Annotated in this window: 20 protein-coding genes; 13 read left to right on the top strand and 7 right to left on the bottom strand. The window is 72.1% G+C overall.

The window, feature by feature from the left end:
* Positions 1 to 67: 67 nt before the first annotated feature.
* Entirely contained in the window at positions 68 to 895 is an 828-nt protein-coding gene (locus tag AB0C12_RS21555) for an ABC transporter permease subunit (RefSeq protein WP_360550465.1), read from the bottom strand.
* Positions 892 to 1,809: an ABC transporter ATP-binding protein gene (locus tag AB0C12_RS21550; protein WP_360550463.1), complete on the bottom strand. Its 918-nt coding sequence runs from the start codon at positions 1,807 to 1,809 to the stop codon at positions 892 to 894. The genes AB0C12_RS21555 and AB0C12_RS21550 overlap by 4 nt, the downstream gene beginning before the upstream one ends.
* A 157-nt stretch (positions 1,810 to 1,966) precedes the next feature.
* Between AB0C12_RS21550 and AB0C12_RS21545 the strand changes: the two genes are divergently transcribed.
* The 9 genes from AB0C12_RS21545 (at position 1,967) to AB0C12_RS21505 (ending at position 14,916) form a co-directional block, all read left to right on the top strand.
* Positions 1,967 to 2,731: a GNAT family N-acyltransferase gene (locus AB0C12_RS21545; protein WP_360550461.1), complete on the top strand. Its 765-nt coding sequence runs from the start codon at positions 1,967 to 1,969 to the stop codon at positions 2,729 to 2,731.
* A gap of 95 nt (positions 2,732 to 2,826) precedes the next feature.
* The gene (locus AB0C12_RS21540) at positions 2,827 to 3,504 is read left to right on the top strand and encodes a lysophospholipid acyltransferase family protein (RefSeq protein WP_360550457.1); all 678 of its coding nucleotides are present in this window, start codon (positions 2,827 to 2,829) and stop codon (positions 3,502 to 3,504) included.
* A gap of 67 nt (positions 3,505 to 3,571) precedes the next feature.
* Positions 3,572 to 4,288: a response regulator transcription factor gene (locus AB0C12_RS21535; protein WP_023562178.1), complete on the top strand. Its 717-nt coding sequence runs from the start codon at positions 3,572 to 3,574 to the stop codon at positions 4,286 to 4,288.
* A gap of 13 nt (positions 4,289 to 4,301) precedes the next feature.
* Entirely contained in the window at positions 4,302 to 5,858 is a 1,557-nt protein-coding gene (locus tag AB0C12_RS21530) for a HAMP domain-containing sensor histidine kinase (protein ID WP_360550587.1), read from the top strand.
* 80 nt (positions 5,859 to 5,938) lie between these two features.
* Positions 5,939 to 7,627 carry a trypsin-like peptidase domain-containing protein gene (locus AB0C12_RS21525; RefSeq protein ID WP_360550455.1) on the top strand — a complete coding sequence of 563 codons (1,689 nt, stop codon included), beginning with the start codon at positions 5,939 to 5,941 and terminating at the stop codon, positions 7,625 to 7,627.
* A 222-nt stretch (positions 7,628 to 7,849) separates the two neighbouring features.
* Positions 7,850 to 11,005 (top strand): M50 family metallopeptidase, encoded by a 3,156-nt coding sequence (locus tag AB0C12_RS21520; RefSeq protein ID WP_360550453.1) that lies wholly within the window; start codon positions 7,850 to 7,852, stop codon positions 11,003 to 11,005.
* 306 nt (positions 11,006 to 11,311) lie between these two features.
* Entirely contained in the window at positions 11,312 to 12,178 is an 867-nt protein-coding gene (locus AB0C12_RS21515; RefSeq protein WP_360550451.1) for a hypothetical protein, read from the top strand.
* A gap of 67 nt (positions 12,179 to 12,245) precedes the next feature.
* Entirely contained in the window at positions 12,246 to 13,445 is a 1,200-nt protein-coding gene (locus tag AB0C12_RS21510) for an ABC transporter ATP-binding protein (RefSeq protein WP_360550449.1), read from the top strand.
* Between the two features lie 82 nt (positions 13,446 to 13,527).
* A complete protein-coding gene (locus tag AB0C12_RS21505; protein ID WP_360550447.1) occupies positions 13,528 to 14,916 on the top strand; it encodes a glycosyl hydrolase family 18 protein in 1,389 nt (462 codons plus the stop codon).
* A gap of 48 nt (positions 14,917 to 14,964) precedes the next feature.
* Here AB0C12_RS21505 and AB0C12_RS21500 read toward each other — a convergent pair whose 3' ends face one another.
* Complete coding sequence (locus tag AB0C12_RS21500) at positions 14,965 to 16,293, bottom strand: serine hydrolase domain-containing protein (RefSeq protein WP_360550445.1); 1,329 nt, start codon at positions 16,291 to 16,293, stop codon at positions 14,965 to 14,967.
* Positions 16,294 to 16,466: 173 nt separating this feature from the next.
* Here AB0C12_RS21500 and AB0C12_RS21495 point away from each other — a divergent pair, with 173 nt between their 5' ends.
* Together AB0C12_RS21495 and AB0C12_RS21490 are read left to right on the top strand one after the other, a co-directional pair.
* Complete coding sequence (locus AB0C12_RS21495) at positions 16,467 to 17,315, top strand: patatin-like phospholipase family protein (protein ID WP_360550443.1); 849 nt, start codon at positions 16,467 to 16,469, stop codon at positions 17,313 to 17,315.
* Complete coding sequence (locus AB0C12_RS21490; protein WP_360550441.1) at positions 17,312 to 18,370, top strand: 1-acyl-sn-glycerol-3-phosphate acyltransferase; 1,059 nt, start codon at positions 17,312 to 17,314, stop codon at positions 18,368 to 18,370. Before AB0C12_RS21495 ends, AB0C12_RS21490 begins: the two co-directional genes overlap by 4 nt.
* A 110-nt stretch (positions 18,371 to 18,480) precedes the next feature.
* On the opposite strand, the gene AB0C12_RS21485 is transcribed toward AB0C12_RS21490, so the two are convergent.
* Together AB0C12_RS21485 and AB0C12_RS21480 are read right to left on the bottom strand one after the other, a co-directional pair.
* Positions 18,481 to 19,290, bottom strand: coding sequence for a hypothetical protein (locus tag AB0C12_RS21485; RefSeq protein WP_360550439.1), 810 nt, complete (start codon positions 19,288 to 19,290; stop codon positions 18,481 to 18,483).
* 128 nt (positions 19,291 to 19,418) lie between these two features.
* Positions 19,419 to 20,231, bottom strand: coding sequence for a hypothetical protein (locus AB0C12_RS21480; RefSeq protein ID WP_360550437.1), 813 nt, complete (start codon positions 20,229 to 20,231; stop codon positions 19,419 to 19,421).
* A gap of 135 nt (positions 20,232 to 20,366) precedes the next feature.
* Between AB0C12_RS21480 and AB0C12_RS21475 the strand changes: the two genes are divergently transcribed.
* Entirely contained in the window at positions 20,367 to 20,660 is a 294-nt protein-coding gene (locus AB0C12_RS21475) for a 4a-hydroxytetrahydrobiopterin dehydratase (RefSeq protein ID WP_023562166.1), read from the top strand.
* 79 nt (positions 20,661 to 20,739) lie between these two features.
* A complete protein-coding gene (locus AB0C12_RS21470; RefSeq protein ID WP_360550435.1) occupies positions 20,740 to 21,885 on the top strand; it encodes an FHA domain-containing protein in 1,146 nt (381 codons plus the stop codon).
* A 31-nt stretch (positions 21,886 to 21,916) separates the two neighbouring features.
* Here AB0C12_RS21470 and rocD read toward each other — a convergent pair whose 3' ends face one another.
* Both rocD and ddaH read right to left on the bottom strand, forming a co-directional pair.
* Positions 21,917 to 23,128, bottom strand: a complete 1,212-nt coding sequence (gene rocD / locus AB0C12_RS21465; protein WP_360550433.1) for an ornithine--oxo-acid transaminase — start codon at positions 23,126 to 23,128, stop codon at positions 21,917 to 21,919.
* The gene (gene ddaH / locus AB0C12_RS21460) at positions 23,121 to 23,933 is read right to left on the bottom strand and encodes a dimethylargininase (RefSeq protein WP_360550431.1); all 813 of its coding nucleotides are present in this window, start codon (positions 23,931 to 23,933) and stop codon (positions 23,121 to 23,123) included. Before ddaH ends, rocD begins: the two co-directional genes overlap by 8 nt.
* Positions 23,934 to 24,055 lie beyond the last annotated feature (122 nt).

Genomic DNA, 24,055 nt, shown 5'->3' with positions numbered 1-24,055 from the left:
CCGTGAGATTTCCGTGACCATCCGGACGTCCGGTCTGTGACCAACTTCCTGAGGGCGAGAAGGACACTCAGGCGATGTCCCGCCGCTTCATGAGCCAGGTGCCGAGTCCGCCGGCGAGCACCGCGTAGCCGATCAGCACCACGGCGCCGACCCAGCGGGGCGGGTTGCCGGGCAGCTCGGTGCCGGAGACCATCAGCTGCGAGGCCAGCGGTGGGACCAGCACCTGGAGCTTGCCGAACCAGTCGCCGATGCGCGGGGTGAGCAGGAAGAAGATCGTGGTGGCGCCGAAGTAGCCGATCACGTACGTGGTGCTCAGCGCGATGGTGGCGCCGATCTGGCTACGGATCAGCACCCCCGCGCCCACGCCGAGGATCGCCCACAGGGCGTACGCCAGCGCGTTGAGCCCGACCGCCCGCCAGATGGCCGGCTCGCCGAGCTGGGAGCCGACGTTGAGCGCGTCCAGGATGAACGGCACGAACACCAGGTTGAGCAGGGTGGTGACGAGCCAGAAGACCAGCCCGAGCAGGGTCGAGGCGATCAGCTTGGCGAGCACCACGGACTCGCGGCGCGGGGTCACCAGGAAGGTGGTGGTGGCCGTCTGGTGGAAGAACTCGTTGGTCACCACGATCGCGGCCAGCAGCATCACCATCAGCACGCCGAAGAACTGGCCGCTGGTGTAGAGGTTCGACGCCACGTTGACGGCCTCGTTGGCCACCCGGACCTGCTCGGCCTGGTCCGCGGTCAGGCCCTCGGTGGACTCCGCGCTCGCGTTGACGGTGCTGCCGGCCCAGTTGATCAGCAGGGTCAGCGCCCACAGCACGAAGGTGACCAGGCCGAGGATCCACCACGTCGAGGTGGACCGGATCTTGAAGAGTTCGGCTTTCACCAGGTTCATCGGATGCCCGCCTTTCCGGCCGTCAGCTGCAGGAAGACCTGTTCCAGATCGGCGCGCTCGCCGGCCAGCTCGTGCAACTCCACCGAGCTGGTGAAGGCGGTGTGCCCCACGGCGGCCGCGTCCAGGCCGGAGACCAGCAGGGCGCCGTCGGGCAGCGGGGTCACGGTGGCGTTGCGCTCGGAGAGTGCGGCGGTCAGCGCCTCGACCTGCGGGGTGCGCACGCGCACCTGGGTCATCCCGGCCATCGAGCCGAGCACCTCGCCGACCGGGCCCTGCCGGACCAGCTTGCCGGCGGCGATGATCACCACGTCGTCGGCGAGCTGCTGCATCTCACCGAGCAGGTGGCTGGAGACCAGCACCGTACGGCCCTCGGCGGCCAGCGCCTTGAGCAGGTCGCGCATCCAGCGGATGCCCTCGGGGTCGAGCCCGTTGGCCGGCTCGTCGAGGATCAGCACCCGCGGGTTGCCCAGCAGCGCCGCGGCGATGCCGAGCCGCTGTTTCATGCCCAGCGAGTAGCCCTTGAACTTGCGCTTGGCCGCCGGGGTCAGCCCGACCTTGGCCAGCGCCTCGTCGGCGGCCTGCCAGGGCAGCCCCGCCGCGGTGCAGATCATCCGCAGGTGGTTGAGCCCGGTGCGGCCCTTGTGCGCGCTGGAGGCCTCGAGCACGGCGCCGACGTGCCGGATCGGCTGATCGAGGTCGTTGTAGCGCACACCGCCGAAGGTCGCCGTGCCGGCGCTCGGCGTGACCAGGCCCAGCAGCATGCGCAGGGTGGTGGTCTTGCCCGCGCCGTTGGGACCCAGGAACCCGGTGACCCGCCCGGAGTGCACGGTGAACGACAGGTCGTCCACGGCTCGCAGCGTCTTGTAGTGCTTGGTGAGGTGGGAGACGACGATCTCCTCGGACCCGGCCGTCACGTTTGCTCCTCACTGATCGACTGAGCGCTCAACCTACCGGTTCACGGCAATCCCGGTGGTCCCTACGGCGACCTCGGACAGAGTCGTTCATGTGAGCGTCATCCGGGGCCACCTGGCGCGACACGCCGTCGGCAGACGCGAGCCCTACACAGATCTCATGACGGTACTCATGACCGCTGCCGCACCCACGGGGACCAGCGGCTACTCACTGCTCATCGCCGACGACGCCAGTCAGGTCGCGGCCGCGCAGCGCCTGCGCCACGACGTCTTCGCCGCCGAGCTCGGTGCCACGCTGCGCGGCGCCACCCCCGACGGCCGCGACGTCGACGAGTTCGACGACTTCTGCGACCACCTGATTGTCCGGGACGACGCGACCGGCCTGGTCGTCGGCACGTACCGGATGATGACCCCGAAGGCCGCCCAGCGCGCCGGGCGCCGCTACGGCGACGGCGAGTTCGACCTCAGCGGGCTGAGCCCGCTGCGGGACCAGCTCGTCGAGACCGGCCGCTCCTGCGTGCACCCGGACCATCGCTCCGGCGCCGTGGTCAACCTGATGTGGGCTGGCCTCGCCCGCTACCTGCACCTGAACAACCTGCGCTGGCTGGGCGGCTGCGCCTCGGTCGGCCTCGAGGACGGCGGCGCTACGGCCGCCGGCGTGTGGGCCCGGGTCTCGGCCAGGCACCTCTCGCCGCCGGCCCTGCGGGTGCGGCCGCGCCACCCGTGGCTGGCCCGCACCGATCAGGTCGGTGACCCCAGGACGCAGGCTCCTCCGCTGCTCAAGGGCTATCTGCGGCTGGGTAGCTGGGTGTGCGGCGAGCCGGCCTACGACCCGGATTTCCACTGCGCCGACTTCTACGTGCTGTTCTCGATGGACCGGATGGACCCGCGCTACCGGCGCCACTTCCTGGGCGCGACGAGATGAGTTCAGCGGTGTGGCAGCCGGCGTCGGCGTGCGGGGCGCAATGTCGTCCGGCCGGTGCGCAGGCTGTGCGAGCCGGGACCGCGGTCGTGCGGTTGATGGCGCTTCTCGGCGTACTGCTCAGTGCTCTGGTCCTGGTGCCGCTGCTGCGGCACGCCGCCGCGCGGATGATCTCCCGCGGCATCCTTGCGGCCCTCGGGGTCGAGCTGGTGTGGCGTGGACCGGCGCCGCGGCCCGGCAGCCTGCTGGTGGCCAACCACGTCTCCTGGCTGGACGTCGTCGCGCTGCTCGCGGTGACGCCGGTCCGGCTGGTCGCCAAGCACGACGTGCGGGCCTGGCCCGCGGTGGGCGCGCTGGCCGCCCGGACCGGGACGATCTTCGTCGACCGGACCCGGCCGAAGCGGCTGCCGGCGACGGTGGCCGAGGTCACGGCGGCGCTGCGGGCCGGCCGGTCGGTCGCGGTCTTCCCGGAGGGTACGACGTTCTGCGGCGCCGAACGCGGGCGCTTCCGGCCGGCGGTCTTCCAGGCGGCGGTGGACGCGGGCGCCCCGGTCGTGCCGATCGCGATCCGGTACGGCTCCCCGCAGGCGTCCTTCGTCGGCGACGACACCCTCTGGTCCTCGGTCCGCCGGGTGGCCGGTCTGCGCGGCCTGACCGTGACACTGGTCGGCTCGCCCGCGCTGCGCCCGGAGCCCGGCGCCGACCGCAGGGCGCTCGCGCGAGCGGCGCAGGCTTCGGCCGGACTGCGGGCCACGACGTTCGATCTTGCCGCTTAGCGGGCTCACAGAAAACTTTCAGGCACTGTGCAGCGCAGGCGCAGCGACCTGGACGAAGATGGTGGGCATGGCCGCTACCCAGACCCAGGGAAAGCAGAGCGAGGCGAAGCTCCTCGTCGTCGAGGACGACGCGAACATCCTCGAGCTGCTCTCCGCCAGCCTGCGTTTCGCGGGGTTCGACGTCAGCACCGCCACCAGCGGCAGCGCCGCCGTCAGCGCGGCCAAGAACGCCACCCCTGACCTCGTCGTCCTCGACGTGATGCTGCCCGACCTCGACGGTTTCGAGGTCATCCGGCTCATGCGCGAGGGCGGCGCCCGTACGCCGGTGGTCTTCCTGACCGCCCGCGACGGCACCGACGACAAGATCCGGGGCCTCACCCTGGGCGGCGACGACTACGTGACCAAGCCGTTCAGCCTCGAGGAGCTCACCGCCCGGATCCGCGCCGTGCTGCGCCGCACCACCGCCGGTGACGAGGAGCCCTCGCGCCTGGTCTTCGCCGACCTCGAGCTCGACGAGGAGACGCACGAGGTCTACCGGGCCGGTCAGCGCGTGCAGCTCTCGCCCACCGAGTTCAAGCTGCTGCGTTACCTGATGCTCAACGCCAACCGGGTGCTCTCCAAGGCGCAGATCCTCGACCACGTGTGGAAGTACGACTTCCGGGGTGACGACAACATCGTGGAGTCGTACATCTCGTACCTGCGCCGCAAGGTGGACAACGTCCAGCCGCGACTGATCCACACGCTCCGCGGCGTCGGCTACGTGCTGCGCAAACCCGCGGCATGAGCCGACCGTGTCCCTGACCATCACCGACCGGGTCCGCAGCCACGTCCCCGAGACCAATCTGCGGCGGGTGCCGCTGCGCACCAAGCTCGTAGCCGCCGTGCTGGCGCTGGTCTTCGCGGCGCTGTCCCTGATCAGCGCCGCGAGCACCTACGCGCTGCACAGCTACATGATCAATCGGCTGGACGTGGGCCTGGTCCGGTTCACCGACACCCTGGAGAACCTCAAGGGCAACGAGACGCTGATCCTGCCGGCCGACTACTACGTCAACGTCACCACGGTGGACGGCATCGGCGACCCGGACTACCCGAAGTACGACCCCGCGCTGAAGCCGAGCCAGCTGCCGCCGGTGCTCAAGGGCGTCAACGAGGTCAACAAGCACATCGGCAAGCAGTACACGGTCAAGTCCGCCGACGGCACGGTGATCTGGCGGATGCTGGTCACCTACGTCAACGGCGGCACCGTGCTGCACGCCGGGCAGCGGCTGCGCGGCATCGACGAGGCCATCGCCCGGCTCATCTGGGTTGACGTCCTGGTCGGCGCCGGGGTGCTGTTCGCCCTGGCCGCGGTGGGTGCGGCCATAGTGCGGCAGAGCCTGATCCCGCTGGGGCAGATCGAGCGGACCGCCGCCGCCATCGCGGCCGGCGACCTCACCCAGCGGGTGCCCGATCCGGAGCCCGACGAGGGCGAACCCAGGACCGAGCTGGGCCGGCTGTCCCGGGCCCTGAACGCGATGCTGGCCCAGATCGAGGCGGCCTTCACCGCCCGGGCGCTGTCCGAGACCGCCGCCCGGGCCGCGGAGTCGCAGGCCCGCGACGCCGCCGAGGCCGCGCAGATCTCCGAGGCCCGCGCGGTGCGCTCGGAGCAGAAGATGCGCCAGTTCGTCGCGGACGCCTCGCACGAGCTGCGCACCCCGCTGACCTCCATTCGCGGTTTCGCCGAGCTGTACCGCCAGGGCGCGGTCGCCAACCCGGAGGACACCGCCAAGCTGGTACGCCGCATCGAGGACGAGGCCGCCCGGATGGGGCTGCTGGTCGAGGACCTGCTGCTGCTGGCCCGGCTGGACCGCGAGCGCCCGGTCGAGCTGGCCCCGGTGGAGCTGCCGGTGCTGGCCATGGACGCGGTGCAGGCCGCCCGGGCCACCGCCCCGGACCGCAAGATCGAGCTGGACGTGCGGGAGTCGCCGGAGCAGCTGGTCGCGTACGGCGACGACGCCCGGCTGCGGCAGGTCATCGGAAACCTGATGACCAACGCCCTGGTGCACACGCCGGCCGACGCCGCGGTGACGCTCTCCCTCTATCCGGAGTCCGGCAACCGTGCGGTCATCGAGATCGCCGACACCGGGCCCGGTCTGTCGCCCGAGCAGCGCGAGCACGTCTTCGAACGCTTCTACCGCGCCGACGAGGCCCGGACCCGGCACACGGACCGCGCGGCCACCGGCACCGGGCTGGGACTGGCCATCGTGGCCGCGATCGTACGGGCCCATCACGGCACTGTGGAGGTGCTGAGCGAGCCGGGCAAGGGTGCGACCTTCCGGGTCACTTTGCCCGCTCTGGAACCGGACGACTCCTGATTTTCCCGGCACTTCCATTCACAGAAAACGTCCAGGGCCAACACAGGTGAGTCGGAGCGGACAGGGGCAATGTAGTCCGCATGAACGAGTACGAGACCAACCCGCAGCGGCACGAAAGCTCACCGTCCGAGGAGCTGTCGCACCGGCCCGCGGACGCCTCTCCCGCGACCGGCCCGGAGCGGGGACAGTCCGACACCACGGCCCAGCAGCCCACGCTGAGCCAGCCGGCCGCCCCCCAGTCCGGCGTTCCGCAGTCCGGCGTTTCCCAGTCGGGTGCGCCCCTGTCCGGAGCGCCCCTGTCCGGAGCTCCGCAGTCCGGCGCTCCGCACTCCGGCATCCCGCAGTCCGGCGCTCCGCAGTCGGGTGCGCCTCAGCAGCAGGGCGCCTGGGTCGCGTCGCCGTGGCAGCGCGGTGGCCAGCACCCGGCCCAGCAGCACCACACTCAGCAGCTGCCTTACGGCCAGCAGCCTTACGGCGCGGGCCAGCAGCAGTACCCCGGCCAGCCGCAGCCGCCCTACGCGGGCGCCTACGCCGGCCAGCCCCACCCGCAGTACGCGGCCCAGGGAGCGCCCGGCCAGCCCGGTCAGTGGACGCCCGGGGGCGGCGTACCCCCGCAGTCGGATGCCCCGGCGTGGGCCCAGGCCGTCGGGACCGAGCAGCGCGACCCCGCGCGGGCCGGCCGGGGCCGCAAGATCTTCGTGGCCGGCGCGGCCGCGGTGCTGATCGCCCTGGGTGCCGGCGGGGTCGGCGCGGCCACCGCGCTCGCCTTCGACGACGACAGCAACCCCAGGACCGTGCAGACCGCCGACGCCTCGGTGAACAGGGTGGTCGACCGTTCGTCGCTCGCCCAGATCGTCGCGGCGGTCAAGGACAGCGTCGTCTCGATCACCACCCAGACCGGTGAGGGCTCGGGCGTGGTGATCAGCGCCGACGGCTACATCGTGACCAACAACCACGTGGTCGCCACCGCCACCGGCGACGCGGTCACCGTCATCTTCGCCAACGGCAAGAAGGCCCAGGCCAAGATCGTCGGCACCGACCCGCGGACCGACCTCGCGGTGATCAAGGCGGACGGCGTCTCCGACCTGGCCGCGGCGAAGTTCGGGGACAGCTCGAAGATGCAGGTCGGCGACACCGTGCTGGCGCTCGGCAGCCCGCTGGGCCTGGAGGGTTCGGTGACCGAGGGCATCATCAGCGCCAAGGACCGCACCATCCGGTCCGGCGGTGAGGACGACCAGACCCCGCAGAACCCGTTCGGCGGCCAGCAGCAGCAACAGCAGCAGAGCGCCGGGGCGACCTCGATGTCCGGCCTGCTGCAGACCGACGCCCCGATCAACCCCGGCAACTCGGGCGGCGCGCTGGTCAACACCAACGGTGAGGTGATCGGCATCAACTCCGCCATCGCCACCTCCGGGCAGGGCTCGGGCAACATCGGCCTGGGCTTCGCGATCCCGAGCAACAAGGTCAAGGACGTCGCCGACGCCCTGATGGCGGGCAAGAAGGTCAGCCACCCGGCGCTGGGCGTCAGCGTCACCGAGGCCGAGGGCGGCGGCGCCCTGGTCAGCACGGTCACCGAGGGCAGCGCGGCGGCCAAGGCCGGCCTGGAGCGCGGCGACGTCATCAACTCGGTGAACGGCAAGGCCGTCAACGACTCCGACGACCTGATCGGGATCATCCAGTCCGCCAAGGTCGGCGACAAGGTGACCGTCGTCTTCACCCGCAACGGCCAGCAGCAGACGGTCAGCGCGGCGCTGACCGAGGCCTCTTAAACCAACCTGGCGCCGCTCGGGCCATCGGGCGGCGTCACCTCCCCACGGCGGTGGGTGGTCGCGATCAAGGGGGTTGATCGCGACCACCCACCGCACCTTTATGTCCGCTGTGTGGAGTTTCGGCGGGCGATCGGCTTATCGGGGGCTCGCCTTTCGCCGCGCTGACCGCCTACTCTCCATCCGTCCGACCACCCCACCACCACCCCTGAACGGACTGAAGGCGTGACTTACGTCGAGACCCGGATGAGTGTCTGGGAAGCCCTGGCCGGACGTGCGCCGGGTGAGCCGCTCGGACCCGCCGACCCCGGTCTCTGGGGTGCGGTGGTCGACCGGCTCAACCCCGCGCGGGCCCGGCCGGTGCTGCGCGCCGGGATCGAGGCCGTCGAGCTGACCAGCGTGCGCGGCTCGGCGTACGTGATGCTCCGCTCGCCCGACGACGGTGGCCGGGCCTGCTATCTGCGGCTGACCCCGGACGAGTGGCAGCTCGCGCAGATGATGGACGGCACCCACACGGTGGCCCGCCTCGTCGCCGAGTTCGCCCGCCTGGCCGGCCGGCTCGCCCCCGACCAGGTCCGCCGGGTGGTGGCCGACCTCGCCGGCAACCGGATGCTCGACGAGCTGCCGGTGGACGCGTTCCGCCCGTTGCAGGAGCTCGAGCGCCAGCCGCTGCCCCGGCGCGTCGGCAGCGGGGTGCTGGCGGCGGCGCGGGGCCGCCGGATGCTGGTCTTCGACATCGACCGGGTGATCACCGCGCTCTACCGCGCCGGCGGCCGGTTCCTGTTCACCAAGGTCGCGGCGATCGTCATGGCCGTCTTCGCGGTGGCCGGGCTCGGCCTGTTCGTCACCACCTGGTGGCGGGGCAGCCAGGCGGTCTTCCTGTCCGGCGGCTCCTACCTGCTCGGCGCGGTCGTCCTGCTGCTGCTCAACCTGGTGGCGCTGGCCAGCCACGAGCTGGGGCACGCGCTGGCCACCAAACACGCCGGGCGGGAAGTGCCCGCGGCCGGCGTGCTCGTGTACTTCGGCATCCCCTCGGTCTTCGTCGACACCACCGATGTGTGGATGGCCGGGCGCCGGGCCCGGATGCTGGTCACCGCGGCCGGTCCGGCCACCGGCCTGGTGCTCGCCGGGTCCATGCAGCTCGTCGGGCTGGCCGTGCCCGCGCTCGGGCCGCTGGCCTTCAAGCTGGCCTTCGCCTGGTATCTGAACGTGTTGTTCAACCTGAACCCGCTGCTCGCCCTCGACGGCTACTACCTGCTGATGGACTGGCTGGAGATCCCCAACCTGCGCGGTCGTGGCCTCTCCTGGGTGTCCGGCCGGCTGCGCGGGCGTCCGCCGGCGTGGGCGGGGCTGGACCGCGAGGGCCGCATCGTCGCCCTGTACGGGGTGCTGGCGCTGCTGTGGGTGGCGATCGCGGCGAACCTGGCGTACCGGATCTGGGCCGACCGGGTCTCCGGTCTGGTCACCGGTCTGTGGCACAGCGGCCTGGCCGCGAAGTTGTTGCTGATCCTGGTCGTGGCCGGGCTCTGCGCCCCGCTGATCTACCTCGCCGTGGGCCGGCTGGCCCGCTCCTGGCGGTTGCTGCGGGAGCGGTCCGCCGAGAAGCGCCGCGAGGCCGACGCTCCCCGCCGCCTGGCCGCCCTGCGCGCCTCTGACCTGGGCGGCCTGCCCGAGCACGCGCTGGCCGGCCTGGCCGCGCGGGCCCGCTGGATCCGTCCGCACTCCGGCACCCAGCTCGTCGTCGCGGGCACCACCCAGCAGGCCGTGTACGTCGTGGTCGACGGCGCGGTGCAGGCCCGCAAGCCCGGCGACCCCGGCGGCACGATCCGGCACCACGTCGGCGCCGGTGGTGTGGTCGGGCTGGCCAACGCGCTCACCGGCCGGGCGACGTCGCTGGACTGGCACACGGCCGGCACCACGCTGCTCGCCGTGCCCACCGCCACCGTCGCCACGGTCGTCGGGCCGCTGCCCGGGCCGCCGCCGGCCGACCGGGCCGAGGCCGAGGCGCTGTTCGCCGACACTCCGGCGCTGGCCGGGCTGGCCGGGGACGAGCGGCTCGCGCTGATCGCCTCCGCGCACCCGGTGGATCTCGAGCCTGGCGCGCCGGTGGCCCTGCCGGGGCCGACCCATGCGGTCGTCGTGGAGTCCGGCGTCATCGCCATGCCCGACGGTGTCGAGCTGCGCCGCGGCACGCTGGTCGGCCCGGTCGGCGACGGCATCCCGGGGATGGTCGCGCAGGCCCGCACCCCCGTACGCCTCTGGGTCATCCCGGACGCCTCCGACCTGCCGCCGCTGGTCGGCACGCCCGGCTCCACCGCGGGCGGTCCGGCCGGCAGCGGTCCGGCCGCCGAGGGCGTGCACTCCGCCGGCGTCTACCCGCCGCTGGCCGTGCCGCCCGGTCCGCCGGACGGCACCGAGGACCCCGAGGTGGACCGTCGTTTCGAGCGCCGGATGTGGTGGCTCGTCCTGCTGCTGCTCCTGCTGTCGCTGCTGCTCACCGTGATCAACTTCGCGCCCGGGCCGGCCTGGGCCGAGATGCCCACCGACCGCGCGCTGCTCACCTCGGACCGGGGCACGATCGTCGCGACCGTGGACGGCCGCAATGAGCGGCTCGAGGAGGGCGACCGGCGCTACCTGGACGAGGGCGACCGGATCATCGTCCCGGCCGGGACCACCGGCCGGCTGACCTTCCAGGGCGGCTCGGCCACCCTGTTCTGCGCCGGTTCGCAGGCCCAGGTCGGCAAGCTCTACACCGATGCCGGACGTCAGCGGGTGCCGCACGGGGCGCTCGCTCTGGAGGCCGGCCGCCTGCTCGCCGACACGGCCAGCACCAGCGGTGCCTACCAGGCCCTCTCCCTGAACGTCTCCCGGCCCGGCGGGCTGGTCACCAACAACGGCGCCTCCTGGTACGCGGTCGAGCCCGACGGCCTGATCGCCGCCACCGGCCGGGTCTTCGTGGGCGGCACCCCGGCCCCGGCCACCGGTACGGACCTGAGCTGCGGTGACGGCGTCAAGGTGGAGCCGCCGGCCGGTTCGCCCAGCCCGTCGCCCAGTGACCAGCCGCTGCCCTCGGACCTGCCCAGCGAGGTCCCCTCCGTGCCCGCGCCGACCTCGGTGCCGCCGACCGAGGCGACGACCGAGCCGGAGCCGACCGCCGACCCGGTGGACCCGACCACGCCCGACGACCCGGACCCGACCACCACCCGGCCGACGACCCGGCCCACGACGCGACCGACGACCACGCCGCCGCGCACGCCCCGGCCGACCACCCCGGTGCCGACGACCACCACGCCGCGGCCGAGTCAGACAACGACGACGCCGCCCACGACGCCGCCCTCGTCGGTCCCGACGACCACCACACCACCGATCATCATCGGCTGACGAGGGGAACACACGTGCTCTGCTGGTTCTGTGCCAAGGCGGCCCGGGGGACCTGCCGGTTCTGCGGCCGGGGCGTCTGTGAGGACCACGCCCGCTTCGGGCCGTACCTCCTTCAGGTGAGCCGGTCGGCGCAGCGGGATCGGGCCGAGGCCCTGGTGGTCGAGGACGCCGTCCAGTGCGGCACCTGCCGGCCCAGGCCACAGCCGGTGCCGATGCCGGAACTCGACTGAGCGGTGCGGCCGGCCGGCCGGGATTGGCCACCTCGCCGATGGCGGTCGCTGGACGTGGGCTCCTACCGTGGGCGCCATGAGTGACTTCGACGAGGTGCTGGAGCGGCTGCTGACCGACCCGTCGTTCCAGGCCCAGCTCGCCGCTGACCCGGCGGGCGCCCTGGTCGGCTACGTCCTGGACGCCGAGGAGGCCGACCTGCTGCGCCAGCAGGTCAGCACCGATGCGGGCGCGCACACGGCGGTCGTGGAGGACCGGGTCACCAAGTCGAGCACGTTCGGGCTGTTCTCGTCGTTCGGCCTCGGTGACGTGGCCGGCTCGGTCGGGCACGGCCTGGTCGACCAGGGGACCGCCGCCCCGGGAACGGTCAGCCAGGGGCTCGGTGCGGCCGCCACGGACAGCTCGGCCGGCCTCGGCGAGTGGTCGGAGTTCGGCAGCGCCACCGGGACCGCCACCGAGGGGTTCGGCTCGGCGCCGGAGGCCTGGGGGACCGGCGGCATGTCCGCCCAGTCCGGGCTGGGCACGGCGCCCGAGTTTCCCGCGCGGGCCGGCTTCGGCTCGGCGCCGGGTCCCGACCTGGACGGCCTCCCGGCGGTCTCGGCCCTCGGTGACGCCCCGCGCAGCGGTCTCGGTGAGTCCGGCTCGGCGCACAGCGGCCTGGGGGAGCCGGAGCAGCTGGCGCCGCCGAAGGGCTACCACAACCGGGTCGACGCGGACGGCGACGGCCACCTCGACAAGGCGACCTACCGGGGCCGCGAGGACGGCGGCGCGGAGATCCGGGTGGATCTCGACCGCGACGGGCAGGCCGACTTCGTCGGCGTCGACAAGGACCTGGACAACCGGGTCGACTTCGCCGACTACGACAAGGACCACGACGGCGTCTTCGAGAAGCGGATGTTCGACGACGACGGTGACGGTTTCCTCGATCGCACGGTCCTGCACTAGTCCGCATGCGACAGCCGGGCCGGCAAAGGTCTGGCATTGATGGTCACCGAAGCCGCACCATGGGTGCATGGTGGCGATCGCCGCACGCGGCCTCACGAAGAACTTCGACGATGTCGTCGCGGTGGACAGCGTCGACCTGGAGATAAACCCCGGCGAGTTCCTGGTGGTGCTCGGGCCGACCGGCTGCGGTAAGTCGACGCTGCTGCGGCTGCTGGCCGGGTTCGAGGAGCCGACCCGCGGCACGGTCACGTTCGACGGCGTACCGGTGGCCGAGATCGGCCCCCGCGAGCGGGACATCGCGGTGGTGTTCCAGAACTACGCCCTCTACCCGCACCTGACCGTCGCCCAGAACATCGGCTTTCCGCTGCGCGCGACGGCCCACCCGGCCGAGGAGATCGGGGCCCGGGTCGCCGACGTGGCCCGCAGCGTGGGGGTCGCGGACCTGCTCAGCCGCTATCCCGAGCACCTGTCCGGCGGTCAGCGCCAGCGCGTCGCGATGGCTCGCGCGCTGGTCCGCAAGCCCGCGGTCTTCCTGCTCGACGAACCGTTGTCCAACGTGGATGCCGGGGCCCGGGCGGCGCTGCGTGGCGAGATCGTGGCCCTGGCCCGGCGGCTGGCGGTGACCACGATCTACGTGACGCACGACCAGACCGAGGCGATGAGCATGGCCGACCGGATCGCGGTGCTGCGCCTGGGCGTGCTCCAGCAGGTCGGCCCGCCCGTCGACGTGTACGCGGACCCGGACACCTTGTTCGTGGCGGCGTTCCTCGGCATGCCCCGCACCAGTCTGCTGGAGGCAGCCGTGTACGCCGAGGGCGGCAAGGTCGTGCTCGATCTGGGCTCGCAGGTGCTGGAGCTGCCGCCGGGGGATCCGCGTACGGCGCGGCTGGCCGAGCACCACACCGAGCGGGTCACCCTGGCGTTGCGGGCGCTGCCGTTGCGCGAGCACGACATGTCGGTGCGAGGCACGGTGTGCGCGGTGGAGAACCTGGGCCACGAGCTGCTGGCCCACGTTGACGTCGGCGGGGTGCCGAGCGTCCGGCTGGACGCGCCGGCGGCCCCGTCGCGGTCGGTCGCCGCGAGCACGCCGTACGGCTTCTACCCCGCGTACGACCTGGTGGACGCGCCGCCGACGGGTGAGGTGATGGTCCGGGTCCCGGTTCCCCGGCAGGTGCGGGTGGGTGCGGAGCTGGAGGTCGGCATCGGTCTGACGGACCTGTTGCTCTTCGATCGGACCGGGTTGCGGATCCGGTTCGACCCGGCGTGAAAAAAACGTTCACTGGACAGGAACAGTTAACAGTCCTAATAATTGGCCAACTGTCGATACACCGACGTGGAGGCCACCCCCCATGCGCCGTTCACTCATCCTCGCCGTCACCGCCGCCCTGGCGGCCACCGGCTCCGCCGTCTACATAGCCTCGTCCGCGAGCGCTGCCGCCGCCTGTGCCCCGGCCTGGAATTCCTCGGCGGTGTACGTCAAGGACAACTCCGTCTCGTACCAGGCCAAGAACTACACCGCCAAATGGTGGACGCAGGGCGAGGTGCCCACGGCCAGCGGCCAGTGGGGTGTCTGGGCCGACAAGGGCGCCTGCGGCGGTACCACGCCCCCGCCGACGACCCCACCGCCCACCACGCCACCCCCGACGACGCCACCCCCGACCACCCCGCCGCCGACCACGCCGCCGCCCACAACGCCGCCGCCGGTCTCCGGGCTGCCCAAGCACGCGCTGATCGGCTACCTGCACTCGAGCTTCGCCAACGGCTCCGGCTACCTGCGGATGGCCGACGTCCCGGCCGACTGGGACATCATCAACCTGGCCTTCGGCGAGCCGACCAGCGCGACCTCCGGCGACATCCGCTTCACCCTCTGCCCGGCGGCCGAGTGCCCCGGCGTGGAGAGCGAGGCGGACTTCATCAACGCGATCCGGGCCAAGCGCACGGCCGGCAAGAAGGTGCTGCTGTCCATCGGCGGCGCGAACGGCCAGGTCCAGCTCACCACGACCGCGGCCCGGGACAAGTTCGTCAGCTCGGTCAGCGCGATCATCGACAAGTACGGCCTGGACGGCGTGGACATCGACTTCGAGGGCCACTCGCTGTCGCTGAACACCGGTGACACCGACTTCAAGAACCCCACGACGCCGGTCATCGTCAACCTGATCGCCGCGCTGAAGTCCCTGAAGGCCCGCTACGGCGCGAACTTCGTGCTGACCATGGCCCCGGAGACGTTCTTCGTGCAGCTCGGCTACCAGTACTACGGCTCCGGGCCGTGGGGCGGGCAGGACCCGCGCGCGGGCTCGTACCTGCCGGTGATCTACGCGATGCGCAACGACCTGACGGTGCTGCACGTGCAGGACTACAACAGCGGCTCGATCATGGGCCTGGACAACCAGTACCACAGCATGGGCGGGGCCGACTTCCACATCGCGATGACCGACATGATGCTGGCCGGCTTCCCGGTGGCCGGCAACACGGCCAACATGTTCCCGGCCCTGCGCGAGGACCAGGTCGCCTTCGGCGCACCGTCATCGGTGAGCGCGGGCAACGGCTACGTCGCCCCGGCGGGGGTCCAGCAGGCGGTGACCTGCCTGGTCAAGGGCAGCAACTGCGGAGGGTACGCGGTCCGCAGCGGCACCAACCCCAACTTCCGGGGCCTGATGACCTGGTCGATCAACTGGGACAAGTTCTACAACTGGGAGTTCCGGACCAACCACGAGGGCTTCCTCAACGGACTGGGCTGATCCCGCTGCTTGCCGGGGCGGTGGTCAGAAACTGATCGCCGCCCCGCTTCACGCGATGGCGTTGTGGACGGCGACGCGGTGGGTGTCCGGGTTGGACCAGGACCAGTTCGGGTGGGCGCGGTTGGTCAGCAGCACGACGACCATCTTGCGGGCCGGGCTGACCAGCAGGGATGTGCCGGTGAAGCCGGTGTGGCCGTACGTGGTCGGTGCGGCGAGTTTGCCCATGAACCACGGCTGGTTCATCTCGAAGCCCAGGCCGTGGTCCGCCGTGCGGTTGGGTCGGTCGGCGTCGACGGCTTTCTTGCCCTTGTTGACGTTGGTCAGGGCGGTCTTGAGGATGGCGGCGGAGAGCAGGCGTTCGCCGTTGTGGGTGCCGCCGTTCAGCAGCAGCTGGCCGATGACGGCGACGTCTTTCGCGGTGCCGAAGATGCCGGCGTGCCCGGCGACGCCGCCGAGGTGGTTGCAGACGTCATCGTGGACGGTGCCGCGCAGCAGGCCCCGGGAGGAGCGGGCGTCGGTGGCGACGAGCCGGTTCTTGTCGGAGACCCACTTCAGGGGCTGGAAGCCGGTGTCCTTGAGGCCGAGCGGGGTGAGCAGGTTGTCACGCAGGGCCTTGTCGAGGCTCTTGCCGGTGAGCTTCTCGACCAGCCGGCCGAGCAGCATCAGCCCGACGCTGGAGTAGCGGAACGTGGTGCCGGGCACGCCGCCCTTGACCAGCGGCGTGGTGAAGACGGCCTTCCAGCGGGCGGCGTTGTCGGGCAGGCCGGTGACCTTCGCGCCGACCGGTAGGGCGCTGGTGTGGGCCAGCAGCATCGCGATGGTGATCGTGCCCTTGCCGGTGCCGGTGAACTCGGGCAGATACTTCCGCAGCGGCGCGTTGAGGTCGATCTTGCCCTGGTCGGCCAGCCGCAGCACGAGCAGCGCGGTGTAGACCTTGGTCAGCGAGGCCAGGTCGAAGATCGCGTCGGGCTTCATGGCGACGCGCTTGCTCGCGGGCAGCTCGACCGGGCCGGCCTTGTAGCGCAGCGCGTGCCCGACGGCGGTGTGCAAGGTGGTCCTGCCGTCGACCATGACCAGCGCGACGGCGCCCGCGTAGCCGGGGTGTTTCGGATTGTCCGAGGTCGGCTTCAGATACTTCGTCAGCGCGTTCTGCACGCGGGCCGCGTACGGCGGGGGCGCGGCAGCGCGGGTCTGCGCCGGCGCCGGCCTGATCGCGGCCGAGGTCTTCGACGGGGCGACGGAAACCTGATCGGCCACCGGCACCGCGCCCGGTCCCGGCTCGTTCCAGCTCGGCCCCCCGGGCTTCCCGCAGCCGGCGAGCGTGGCCGCGGCAGCGGCGAACCCACCCCCGAGCAGGGACCGACGACGAATATCCACGCCGCCGATGATGGCACGCCCCGGCCGCCCGCATGCACCCGCTCGGTCTTGCCCGCACGCAGACGTCATCGGCGGGAGCGACGGTCAGCACCATGCAACCAGGCACGACATCGCCTTGATCTTGCCCTTGATCTTGTCCTTCGGTTTGCTCACCTCCCCGCTACCCTGGGCCGATGAACACCCCGGTCGCTTTTGTCCTCGGGGGCGGTGGCGTGCTCGGCGCCGTGCAGGTGGGCATGCTGCGCGCCCTCTTCCGGGCGGGCTACCGGCCCGACGTCGTGGTCGGCACCTCCATCGGCGCGGTCAACGGGGCGCTGGTCGCCGCCGACCCCACCGAGGCGGTCACCGAGCGCCTGGTCCGGCTCTGGTCGTCGCCCGAGGCCGCCGAGGTTTACGGCGACTCCCTCGCCCGTCAGCTCCGCCGCTTCGCCGCCCGCACCCACCTGCACTCGCCGCTGCCGTTGCGCCGCCTGCTCACCGGTGAGCTGGGCGAGCAGTCGAGCTTCGCCGACCTCAAGGTGCCGTTCCGGTGCTGCGCGGCCAGCATCGAACGCGCGGCCGAGCACTGGTTCGACAGCGGCCCGCTGGTCGACGCCGTGCTGGCCTCGTCGTCGGTGCCCGGGCTGCTGCCGCCGATGGAGATCGACGGGGAGCACTTCGTCGACGGTGGCATCGTCAACTCGATCCCGATCGGGGAAGCCGTGCGGGTCGGCGCCAAGCGGATCTTCGTGCTGCAGGTCGGAAGAATCGAGCGGCCGCTGGTGGTGCCGAAACGGCCGTGGGAGGTGGCCCAGGTGGCGTTCGAGATCGCCCGGCGGCACCGCTTCGCCCGCGATGTTGCATCGCTGCCCGACGATGTACGGGTGCATGTCCTGCCGACCGGCGGTGGCGACAGCCGCGACGACTCGCCGTGGGCGTACCGCGACATGGCGGCCGCGGGTCGCCGGATCAGCCGCGCCTACACCGCCTCGCGCCGCTACCTCGCCGCCAACGTGACTCCCGCCCCGGCCGACGGTTCGTGATGCTGCCACCTGTCTGGGTCCGCCGGCTGGTCATCGCTCCGGCCGTGGTCGTGCTGTCCGTCGCGCTGCTGGCCACGCTGCCGGTGTGGCTGATCCTGGCCCTGGCCGCCTCGCCGCTGGTGCCCGGGCATCTGCGGGTGCCGCGGCTGGTGTTCCTGGCCATCGCCTACCTGATCTGGGACGCGGCCGCGCTGGTGTGCCTGGCCGCGCTGTGGCTGGCGTCGGGTTTCGGGTGGAAGATCCGCAATCCCACCTTCCAGCGTGCCCACTACGTGCTGACCGGCTGGTTCCTTGACGCGCTGTTCTGGCTGGCCCGCTGGTCGCTGCACCTGAGCATCGACGTGGTGGGCACCGATCCGGACACCGGGATGCCGGGGCGCCCGGAGGTCGTGGTGAGCCGGCACGCCGGGCCGGGCGACTCGTTCGTGCTCATCCACGGTCTGGTCAACTGGTTCGACCGCGAGCCGCGGATCGTGCTCAAGGCGACCCTGCAGTGGGATCCGGCGGTCGACATCCTGCTCAACCGTCTGCCGAACAGGTTCATCTCGCCCGGCCACACCCGTACGGTGTCGCTGGAGCAGGAGATCAGCGACCTGGCGACCGGGCTGGACGACAACGACGCGTTCGTGATCTTCCCGGAGGGCGGCAACTTCACCCCGCGCCGGCGCACCAGGGCGATCGCGTTCCTGCGGGCCAAGGGCATGGAGGACATGGCGGTCAAGGCCGAGGGGCTGCGCCACGTGCTGCCGCCCAAGCCGGGCGGGCTGTTCACCGCGATCGACGCGGCACCGGACGCGGGGGTGATCTTCGTGGCGCACACCGGGCTGGACCGGATGATCACCGTCCGGGACGTGTGGCGTGAGCTGCCGATGGACAAGCAGCTGGTGATGCGGTTCTGGAGCGTGCCGCCGGAGGAGGTGCCGGCCGGCGAGGAGGAACGGGTGGCCTGGCTCTACGAGTGGTGGGCGCGCATCGACGCCTGGATCGAGGAGAACCGCCCGCAGTCGCGCCCGCTGGGCACCGACTGGGCCGCCCGGCGTACTCCCGCCGCCTGAGCTCGGCCTGCGGCCCGGGCCGGCTTGAGGGCCGGGGCGTCTCGCGGCCGGAGAAGCGGAAGACCCGGACGCGCGGCAGCGTCCGGGCCTCCTCGTCGACCCGTGCCGGTTCAGCTACCCAGGCTGGTGTACAGGCTGTCCGGCGCCTCGGTGGTCTCCCCGGCGGCCGGCTTCTGCGCCTCGACCTTGATGCCGTAGTCGGTGTAGAGCACCTCGAGCGGCTGGGCCTGCTGGCCGTTGACCGCCGGGAGCTGGATCGTCAGCGCCGACAGCCGGCCCTGCTCGTCCAGGCCCGCGGTGAACGGCACCTTCTGCGCCTGGGCACCCCAGGTCTTGACCAGCGTCTGGTCCACGCCCGCCACGCCGGCCGCCTTGGTCAGATCAAGCGTGCCCCGGTAGCTGCGGGCGTCGACCTGCTGCACGTCCGTGGTCGAGGTGAGCAGCTGCGCGGTGTTGGCCGGGTCGATCTGGCCCGGGCGCAGGCCCACGTTGGCGCCCTCGGGCAGCCGGGAGACGTCCACGTGGGTCCAGGTGGTGCCCTTGGTGACACCCGGGACCTTCACGTAGAGGTCCTGGCCGACCAGCAGGGTCTGCACCTTGACCTCGGTGTTGGGCCCGGTGACGGTGAGGTCGGCGGTGCCGGTGCCGTTCGGGGCGTCCATCAGGCCGGTCAGCTTGAGGCCGGGCCCGGAGGTCATGGTGACCTTGAAACTGGAGGTGCCCAGCGTGGCGGTGGCCGTGGCCAGCGCAGCCGCTGCGGTCGCGTCGGGGCTGGCCGCGACGGCGGACGCGCTGGGGGTGTCCGTCACCGGGGCGCTGGCGCCCGGGGTGCCGTCGCTGTCAGCCGTGCAGCCGGTCATCGCGAAAGCGACCGCGGCCATCGATGCGAGGCCGAGTCCGGCGAGTCGTGGCGTCCGCATGTCGGTCCTTCCTTGCCCTGCCGCGCGTCCGGGGGTGACGAACGGTCGGGGGGTGGATTGCCCGATGGGACCGAAGCGCAAACGGACCCCGGGCCGGGCCGGGGTGACCGGCCCGGCCCGGGGACGCGTCAGTTGTTGAGCATGCCGGCGAGCTGCGACGGGAGCTCCTGGACCTGGGCGGCCGGCGGCGCCGCGACCGAGACCTTGGTCCCGAAGTCCGAGTACGTCGTCTTGACCTTGCCGCCGCCCGGCATGGCCCCGGCGCCGGACGAGGCACCCAGGCCGCTCATGTCCAGCGTCAGCTCGACCAGGCGGCCCTGGTCGTCGGTCTTGGCCGTGAACGGCACCAGCGTGTTGCCGCCGAGCGCCTTCAGGGCGTCCTTCTTGTTGTACGTCGGCGACTTGGCCAGGTCGAGCGAACCCTGGTAGCCGTTCGCCCCGACCCGCTCGACCTTGGTCATCGCGGCGACCATGGCCTTGGTGCCGGCCGGGTCGTCCGGGGACATCACGTTGAAACTGCTGCCCGCGGGCAGCTTGGCCGCGTCGACGTGCATCCACTCCTTGCCGCTGCCGCTCTTGCCGCCGAGCATCTGGCCGACCGCGCCGCCGAACTTCATGAAGACGTCGGTGCCGACCTTGCGCAGCTCGATCTTGTTGCCGTCGCCCAGCGCGCCCATGTCCATGGTCATCCGGGCGTTGCCGGCCTTCGGGTCCGCCTCGCCGGAGGCGGTGATCGCGCCGACCATCTCCATCTCGAAGCGCAGGCTCTGCTCGCCGAGCTTCTGCGCCGCGGCGGCCAGCTCGGCGGCCGGCTTCGCCTGCTCGGCGACCGCGGCTCCGCTGCTGCCGGGCTGGGCCACGCTGTCCGCGGGACCGCAGCCGGTGAGCCCGAGAGCGGCGACCAGGGCGAGACCAGCGATCGCCGGTCGTCGATTCCTCATGGGTTTCCTCCCCGTTGTGCCCGCCCCGGTCTCCCGGGCTGCGGGCGTCAAGTCGGCGCTCACGGTAGCGAACGGGTGCGACATCCTCGTCCGAGGCGTCATGGCCGGGGGGCGCGCGGGCATTAAGGTTGTCTCATGGCTGACCTGCTCGACGCCGATTCCGTACGCAGTGCCGTGGCCGTCCTCGACGGCTGGGAAGGCGGGACGGACGCGATCGTACGCACCGTGGGCCTGCGCAGCTTCCCGGCCGCGATCGCCGTCGTCGACCGGGTCGCGAAGGTCGCCGAGGAGATGGACCACCACCCGGACATCGACATCCGATGGCGCACGCTGACCTTCCGCTGTGTCACGCATGCGGCCGGTGGGGTCACCACGCGTGACATCGCCCTGGCCAACCGCATCGACCGGATCCTCGCCGACGCCTCCTGAGCGCCCTGATTCGCCGCCTGCGGACCCCAGACGGCATGATGGCCGGAGGTAGCCGCACGCGCACGTACAGGGAGGCCCCGTGAGATTCGAGGTCAGCAAGGTCCTCGACGCGATCGAGGCCCGGCTCACCACCGACCCGGCCCTGGCCCGCGCCGTGGTCGACCTGTCGGAGATCGTGCGCTACGCCGATCTCGACGGCGGTCGCCCGGCCAGCATGCTGCGCCTCGGCCTGGTCATCGACGCACTCGGCCGGCACGTCTCGGAGGAGAACGTCCCGGTCTACGCGGTGGTGCCCCGGGGCCTGCTCTCCGACGCGGACCTGACCTCCAACGAGCGCATGGTGGTCCGCCGCTGGGCGGACGACGGTGTGGTCGAGGTCGTCCCGCAGCTCGACGACCGGGTGCTCGAGGTGGCCGAGCTGCTGGGCCTGCCCGTGCTGACCCGCACCCGCGCCGAGCAGTTCCGCGACCGCCGGCCGTGGGTCGAGGAGCCGGGCCGGCTGCTCGCCGCGGTGCCGGGTGCCGGTGGGCCGGTGCTGGTGGCGAGGATCGGCCGCGGGGAGGTTCCGGCGGTCGCCGAGCCTTCCCCGATGGGCGCGAAGCTGCTGGCCCGGGTGTGGAGCTGCCCGGAGGCCAACTGCAACGCGTACGGCTCCGGTGGCGACCCGGACAGCCCGTTCGCCGACATGCGCAAGACGACCGCCCCGGTCGCCCAGCCGCCGCCGTCGCTGCGGTCCGGCGCTCCGACCTGCCCGCGGCACGGCACCCGGTTGCGGGACGCGGGCCCGCGCCCGGCGGTCGAGGTGCTGTCGGTGCGCATCGACGGCGTGGTGCGCCAGCGTTTTGTGGTCTCGACCGAGAAGCCCGTCGTGGTCGGGCGCGCGCCCGAGGGCGGTGGCGTGATGCTGGGCCAGTGGCTCACCGACGACGCCCGGAAGTGGATCAGCCGCGGTCACGTCCGGCTGGCGCTGAACGGCGGCGAGCTGACCGCCCAGGACGTCAGCACGAACGGCACGGGCATCCGCCCGGGCGGCTCACTGGACGACGACGACCGGATCACTCTGGCTCGCGACGAGACCCGCACCCTGGCGGCCAACGACGTGGTGGAGCTGTACGCGGGCGTGAACGTGGGCCGGGCCAAGCTGTGGGCGACCGGTGGCGTGACGCAGCCTTCGTCGGTCATGGCGGAGGCCCCGACGATGGCGATCCGCAAGTTCGAGCGCTGAGGGGAGGCGGACTCCCGCCTCCCCGTCACGCTCAGGCCAGGATCGCGGCCAGCTGGGCCACCGCGTGCTCCAGGTCCTCCTCGGTGACCACCAGGGGCGGGGCCAGCCGGATCGTCGAACCGTGGGTGTCCTTGGCCAGGATGCCGCGCGCGGCGAGCCGCTCCACGGCCTGCCGGCCGGTCATCAGCGCCGGGTCGATGTCCACCCCGGCCCACAGCCCGCGGCCGCGGACCGCCAGCACGCCGTGGCCGACCAGGGCCGCGAGTCGTTCGTGCAGCAGGGCGCCCAGCCGCTCGGAGCGTTCCTGGAACTCGCCGGTGGCCAGCAGCCGGACCACCTCGGCGCCGACCGCGCAGGCCAGCGGGTTGCCGCCGAACGTCGAGCCGTGCTCGCCCGGCTTGAGCACGCCGAGCACGTCCCGGTTCGCCGCCACGGCCGACACCGGCACGATGCCGCCGCCGAGCGCCTTGCCGAGCAGGTACATGTCGGGCACGACCTCTTCGTGCTCGATCGCGAAGGTCTTACCGGTGCGGCCCAGGCCGGACTGGATCTCGTCGGCGATGAAGAGCACGTTGTGGTCGTCGCACAGCGACCGGACGCCGGCGAAGTAGCCCTCGCCCGGGATCAGCACGCCGGCCTCGCCCTGGATCGGCTCGAGCAGCACGGCGACGGTGTTCGGGGTGATCGCGTCGGCCAGCGCCGCCAGGTCGCCGTACGGCACGATCTTGAAACCGGGGGTGTACGGCCCGAAGTCGTCCCGCGCGTCCGGATCGGTGGAGAAGCTGATGATCGTCGTGGTGCGCCCGTGGAAGTTGCCGTCCGCGACGATGATCTCGGCCTGCCCGTCCGGCACGCCCTTGACCTGGTAGCCCCACTTGCGGGCGACCTTGATGCCGGTCTCCACGGCCTCGGCGCCGGTGTTCATCGGCAGCACCAGGTCCTTGCCGCAGAGCTCGGCCAGCCCGTGGCAGAAGTCGGCGAACTGGTCGTGCACGAACGCCCGGCTGGTCAGCGTGAGACGGTCGAGCTGGGCGTGCGCGGCGGCGATCAGGCCGGGGTGCCGGTGGCCGAAGTTCAGCGCCGAGTAGCCGGCCAGGAAGTCCAGGTAGCGGCGGCCGTCGACGTCGGTGACCCAGGCGCCCTCGGCGTCGGCGATCACCACGGGCAGCGGGTGGTAGTTGTGGGCGGTCCAGCGCTCGGCGTCGGCCAGGGCGGCGGGTGTCCGCAGGTCCAGATCAGTCACGGGTACGAACCTCCAGGGTGCAGCACTTCGGGCCGCCGCCGGCCTTGCGCAGCTCGGAGACGTCGACCCCGACGGTGGCGTAGCCCCGCTCCCGCAGCGCGGTGGCGAGCGCGGTGGCCTGCACCGGCAACACCACGGTACGGCCGTCGCTGACCGCGTTGAGACCGAGCACCTCGGCGTCGGCCGGGGTGGCGATGACCGCGTCCGGGAACAGCCGGCGCAGCACGGCCTGCGATCCGGGGGAGAACGCCGACGGCAGGTAGGCGATGTTGCGCTCGTCCAGCACGCAGAGCGCGGTGTCGAGGTGGTAGTAGGCCGGGTCGACCAGCTGCAGCGTGATCACCGGGCGGCCGAAGACCTCCTGGGTCTGCGCGTGCGCGGCGTGCGAGGTCCGGAAGCCGGTGCCGGCCAGCAGCACCTCACCGGCGAGCAGGATGTCGCCCTCGCCCTCGTTGGTGTGCTTGGAGTCGAAGACCTCGAAGCCGTTGCCGGCGAACCAGGCGGCGTACGCCGGGGCCTCGTCGGCCCGCTCGGCGTCACGGAACTGCACGGCGAGCACCTTGCCGTCGACCACGGTGGCGCCGTTCGCGGCGAAGACCATGTCGGGCAGGCCGGGCAGCGGCTCGATCAGCTCGACGGTGTGGCCGAGGTCGAGGAACGTCTGCCGCAGGTGCTCCCACTGGCTGACGGCCAGAGCGTTGTCGTACGGCGCCGTCGGGTCCATCCATGGATTGATCCGGTATGTGACCGCGAAGTGGGTCGGCCGGCACATGAGATAGCGGCGCGGGGTGGCGGTGGGCGTCATGACGGCAACGCTATGCGCGAAGTGCCTGCGTACGCCCCGGAACAACCATGCGCGCGGCGGCGGATCGTTGCGTGATCGGGGGCCGGCGCGAAGATTCGTTGCACGTGCGTCGGGGGCGGCGA

Origin of the sequence: Actinoplanes sp. NPDC048967, assembly GCF_040649415.1 — a bacterium.
GTDB lineage: Bacteria > Actinomycetota > Actinomycetes > Mycobacteriales > Micromonosporaceae > Actinoplanes.
Note: the sequence above shows the minus strand (reverse complement) of the source record. Positions and strands in the feature narration are given on the sequence as shown.

Excerpts from the sequence above, each read along its gene's own strand:
- AB0C12_RS21515 (WP_360550451.1), top strand. The coding sequence starts at position 11,312 with ATGAGTGACTTCGACGAGGTGCTGGAGCGGCTGCTGACCGACCCGTCG.
- AB0C12_RS21525 (WP_360550455.1), top strand. The coding sequence starts at position 5,939 with ATGAACGAGTACGAGACCAACCCGCAGCGGCACGAAAGCTCACCGTCC.
- AB0C12_RS21495 (WP_360550443.1), top strand. The coding sequence starts at position 16,467 with ATGAACACCCCGGTCGCTTTTGTCCTCGGGGGCGGTGGCGTGCTCGGC.
- AB0C12_RS21485 (WP_360550439.1), bottom strand. The coding sequence starts at position 19,290 with ATGCGGACGCCACGACTCGCCGGACTCGGCCTCGCATCGATGGCCGCG.
- AB0C12_RS21510 (WP_360550449.1), top strand. The coding sequence starts at position 12,246 with ATGGTGGCGATCGCCGCACGCGGCCTCACGAAGAACTTCGACGATGTC.
- AB0C12_RS21545 (WP_360550461.1), top strand. The coding sequence starts at position 1,967 with ATGACGGTACTCATGACCGCTGCCGCACCCACGGGGACCAGCGGCTAC.
- AB0C12_RS21555 (WP_360550465.1), bottom strand. The coding sequence starts at position 895 with ATGAACCTGGTGAAAGCCGAACTCTTCAAGATCCGGTCCACCTCGACG.
- ddaH (WP_360550431.1), bottom strand. The coding sequence starts at position 23,933 with ATGACGCCCACCGCCACCCCGCGCCGCTATCTCATGTGCCGGCCGACC.
- AB0C12_RS21535 (WP_023562178.1), top strand. The coding sequence starts at position 3,572 with ATGGCCGCTACCCAGACCCAGGGAAAGCAGAGCGAGGCGAAGCTCCTC.
- AB0C12_RS21505 (WP_360550447.1), top strand. The coding sequence starts at position 13,528 with ATGCGCCGTTCACTCATCCTCGCCGTCACCGCCGCCCTGGCGGCCACC.
- AB0C12_RS21475 (WP_023562166.1), top strand. The coding sequence starts at position 20,367 with ATGGCTGACCTGCTCGACGCCGATTCCGTACGCAGTGCCGTGGCCGTC.
- AB0C12_RS21480 (WP_360550437.1), bottom strand. The coding sequence starts at position 20,231 with ATGAGGAATCGACGACCGGCGATCGCTGGTCTCGCCCTGGTCGCCGCT.
- AB0C12_RS21540 (WP_360550457.1), top strand. The coding sequence starts at position 2,827 with ATGGCGCTTCTCGGCGTACTGCTCAGTGCTCTGGTCCTGGTGCCGCTG.